This window comes from Nostoc sp. 2RC, assembly GCF_014222165.1.
GTDB lineage: Bacteria > Cyanobacteriota > Cyanobacteriia > Cyanobacteriales > Nostocaceae > Nostoc > Nostoc linckia.
Map to the genome: position 1 here is coordinate 1 of NZ_JACKZU010000529.1, position 3,970 is coordinate 3,970.

2 protein-coding genes are annotated in these 3,970 nt (G+C 40.6%); both read right to left on the reverse strand.

The window, feature by feature from the left end:
* Positions 1–72: 72 nt before the first annotated feature.
* Positions 73–462 carry a hypothetical protein gene (locus GNE10_RS32610; protein WP_185570155.1) on the reverse strand — a complete coding sequence of 130 codons (390 nt, stop codon included), beginning with the start codon at positions 460–462 and terminating at the stop codon, positions 73–75.
* A 333-nt stretch (positions 463–795) separates the two neighbouring features.
* The coding region (locus tag GNE10_RS32615) for a CHAT domain-containing protein (RefSeq protein WP_185570156.1) at positions 796–3,970 on the reverse strand (3,175 nt) is incomplete at its 5' end.

The following is a 3,970-nucleotide window of genomic DNA, read 5'->3' on the forward strand; positions in this document are numbered from 1 at the left end:
GCTCAAAACCTTGAAATTACGTTAATTTTTGGTCACGCTATGGTTCAAAATTTGGTCATGCGGGGGGTAAAATCACAATTGGCATTGACTAACGTGCTGATTGCTGATGCCCCTGTCTGGTTGGTTAGGGTAAAAACTGACTGTAGCACCAAGATATGACATTTTAAATGCCAATGCCCAACCATCAGCATAGCGTCTAGGTGTCAGTCGCCAGCAAGTGTTGCCCTGTTTATCTCGACCTCCATAAGTGCAACAGTATAGTTGAAATCCTTGCTGGGTGATTTTACCGCAGAGAATGTAGTGGGAGTAGACAAATTGACCATTGCGGCAGTAATTATTCCAGTTTTCAGGCATCATTTCTATGGGCAAGTCCCAAGAAATCCTAAGCCATATTTTGGTTCCGGTGGTAAAGCCTATTTGTCTAAGAAATTTAATGGTTGTTTGTCTGGGATTGAAGGTCATGGCAGTTACGCCTAAAGGTTCATTTCCCAGTGGCGCAATCGCGCTATTGTTTACAAAATTAATAATTTTTAGTTAGATTGAAGTTTGCTATGAGTAAGGATTTTCCAGAAGTAGCCTATAAATAATCATTTTGACTTGTTGATTCTCTTCAATCATTGTGATTTTACCCATTGCATGACAAATTGTGAACCATAGTGTGACCAAAAATTCACGTCATTTCAAGGTGAAGTGTATGACTTAAAGGAATTGTTTGCCGCAATCGCAGGCTTTTACTTTAATTTGAGTCAGGCAATCTTATCCTTCCAACGACACTCAACTAAAATTGTATAGAGACTAACGCCAATCTCCTAGTAAAACAAATGATGCCCAAAAAGCTGGACTATTATAATTAGGATCGCGTAATAAAGATTCTTGAGCGCGACGAAGTGCTTCAGCTTTTGTCGCATCAGTAGTAATCCACTCCCGATAAAAGCGATTCATTAAAAGCTCAGTAGCTTTGTTATCAATAAACCAAAGAGATGCTAAAGTGCTTCTTGCTCCAAATCTTACAGATGCTCCAGCAAGACCGAGGGCTGCACGACTATCTCCAGCAGCAGTCTGGCTAGTGCTAAGGACAACTAACTCAATTGGACTAAATTTTTTTGAATCGTTAGGTCTCAAAATATTATAAAAATCTTGAAGATTAATAAGTCCATCTGAAGCCAAAAGAAAAGTATCTTCAGCACGGGAACTAAATTGCCCATAAGTAGCTAAATGAATAACTGAAAATTGCATTTGATTAACCAGATATTTCAGCTTTGAGCGAGTAAAACTTTCATTCAAAAGTAATTGGCTCGGTACTATGGATGCAATTTTATTTAATTCAGATTCTACTGCTGGCATTGTAGAAAATTTTGAGAACTTTATAGGTGGTTTTGTCAATCCAGCAAGCAATACTTTGATTTGATTTTTTATTAAATGTGGTCGTTTCTTACAAGGGTATAAATATAAAGATGGGATAGAAGCGACTGAATATTTTTCTACAAGATACTGTTTACCGTTATAAAGAACCGACATTGGGATATTTGCTAAGGCGCCATCTACTATAAAAGTAAGTGTATTAATTCCTTGTTGCTTTAATTCAGATTCTATTGGTTGAATTAACCAATTATATATTTTTTGGGATTGGATTTGGATTGCTTTCGTTGCAGCAGGATTGGCAAGATTTTTTCGCAGTTCTATAATAACTTTTTCTATTTCTGCTTGGGAAATCTTAGTACTATAATGCCGCAGGGTTTGGTTAGGAGTTTTGACAATTACTTGGAGTTCTCCAGGAAGATTAATTATATAAAAAATGGCAGTTTTAGACACCTCATATTCTGGGAAGTAGCATGTTAATGACTCATTTCGCAGATCAAGTTTTTGGAATAAGTCATCTAATTCCGCTAGCCGCAACTGATCAATTCGGTTAGGTACTTTGTATAATATATTTGTATGTATTTCTTCTTGAGATTGCAGCAATAACTCTAATGACTCTCGATAGACCGGTTCAATACTATTCCGGAAATTGAATTGTGCATCTTGATTGAGTGCCGCTAAATCTCTCCTGAGAGACACGAGAGTATCCAGAGCAGCATCGTAAGCGGCGATCGCATCATTAATATCTTTTTGTTTCCAAAGCAATCTACCTAACTGCCATTCTAAGGTGTAAGTAATTTCTGGTGCATTGCTGCTCTGCACCAAAGCTAATCCTTGCAGAGTTAGGTCTTTTGCCTCTGACCACTGCCCGGTTTCTTCGTACAAGCCGCCTAAACTCTTTAAAGCATAAGCCTCTGCTTGCTTGTCGCCTAAATTCCAGGATTGCTGGATGGCGCTGGCGAGTAATACTGCTGAGTCTTTCGTGCTGAATCTTGAGTAGGAATTATGGCTGGATACTTGCAATACGCCACTATTGATTTTAGCGATATTTTGTGCATAGTTAATCTGAGCGTAAATACTAGCACGGCTGAGGGGGAGTTTGTCGATTTGGGACTCAATCAACGGCAACAGAGTTTGAACCTTTGCCCATTGTTGATCTTCAATGAGTAGGTCCAGGTGATTCAATTGCGCTTGGACTTTGATCAGGGGTGAGGGAGATACTTTGACTGTTTGTTGATAATAGGCGATCGCCTGTTCCTTTTGCAGTTGTTTACGGGCATTATTCCCTAAGCTGAACAGACTAGCCCCAATATCAGTGCTTGATTGCAGGTTTCGAGCAATCATCAGACTTTCTTCCAGCGCTTGGTGTGACTTTTTCAAATCGCCTAATACCAAAAGGGTATCACCGAGCGATCGCAAACTCACTGTCTTTTCTATAGAGTCTGGTTGAGATTTTAACGTCTGACTAACCTGATCGAGTATTTTGACAGATCGAGGGTAAAATCCTCGGGTTCGCCACGCCTGTGCTTCATTGATTAGCGATCGCACCACGCCACTTTTATCATCTGCTTGCTTGTAAATTTCTTGCGTCTGCTGCCAAGTTGACAAAGCCGCCTCGGACTGTCCCATTGTCAGTTGGAGACGACCTTGAATATCTAGTGATTGGGCAAATACTTGCAAATTTTGCTTGTTGTCTTGTCCTTTGAGCAAATTTGAGCTCTCTGTAATTGCTTGCTGTGCTTGAGTCCATGCTCCAATTTGTTGGTAAGAGAGGGATAAATTGCTCAGGGTAATAGCCAGTTTAAGACTGTCCCCTCCTTGCTGATATTTGCGGACTACCTGCTGCAATATCTGCACTGCTTCTGCAAAACGTCCGGCATCGTATAATACCTTGCTTTGCTGCAAAAGAGAATCTGAATGCAAATTTATCCAATCTATCAAGATTGCATCACTGGTAAGTACATCTGTTGGGCTAGGTGCCAAACCACCCCGACCAGTCATCACAAATGAACTATTTGAAGGAGTCGATTGCTTGGAGCTATCTTGCGCCATAAATGAACGCTCAGAAATTTTTATCTCCAAAAGACTGAAGCCAACGCGTGAACCCGCAGAAAGTTCTGCACTAAAACTTTCAATTAAAGGATTGAGTTGTAACTGTTGCAGTGCTTCTAACAGACGCTGCCGATTCAGAGTTTGCGAGGTAGCTACAGATAACCTACCACGAATATAGCTAGGGTTGATCCGACGAGTTCCTGTAATTTTGATATCCTCTAACTTACCTTCAACCACCTGAATTTTTATGACACCGGATTGGATTGTTTGGGGTGGTATATATGCACCAGAGGTAATATAACTATTTTTGACATATAAATCAGTAATTTTAGAACGTGCTTGATACACTTGGGTCAGTGAGATCGGTCGTTTGGTAAATTCAGCAGTGGCTTGAGCTAACTCTTCAGCACTGAAGACTGTGCTACCAATAACTTCAAACCGTTCAACAATAATAGTTTGAGGAAAGTTGCCAGGGAGTGGTTCTGCTGGTGTGGGAGTTGGGGCAGAGGGTGGAAGTAGTTCTGCTGGTGGGGGGAGTGGCTGGGGCAGTTCGGGTGAG

Coding starts and splice junctions, on each gene's coding strand:
- GNE10_RS32610 (WP_185570155.1), bottom strand. CDS start 462: ATGACCTTCAATCCCAGACAAACAACCATTAAATTTCTTAGACAAATA.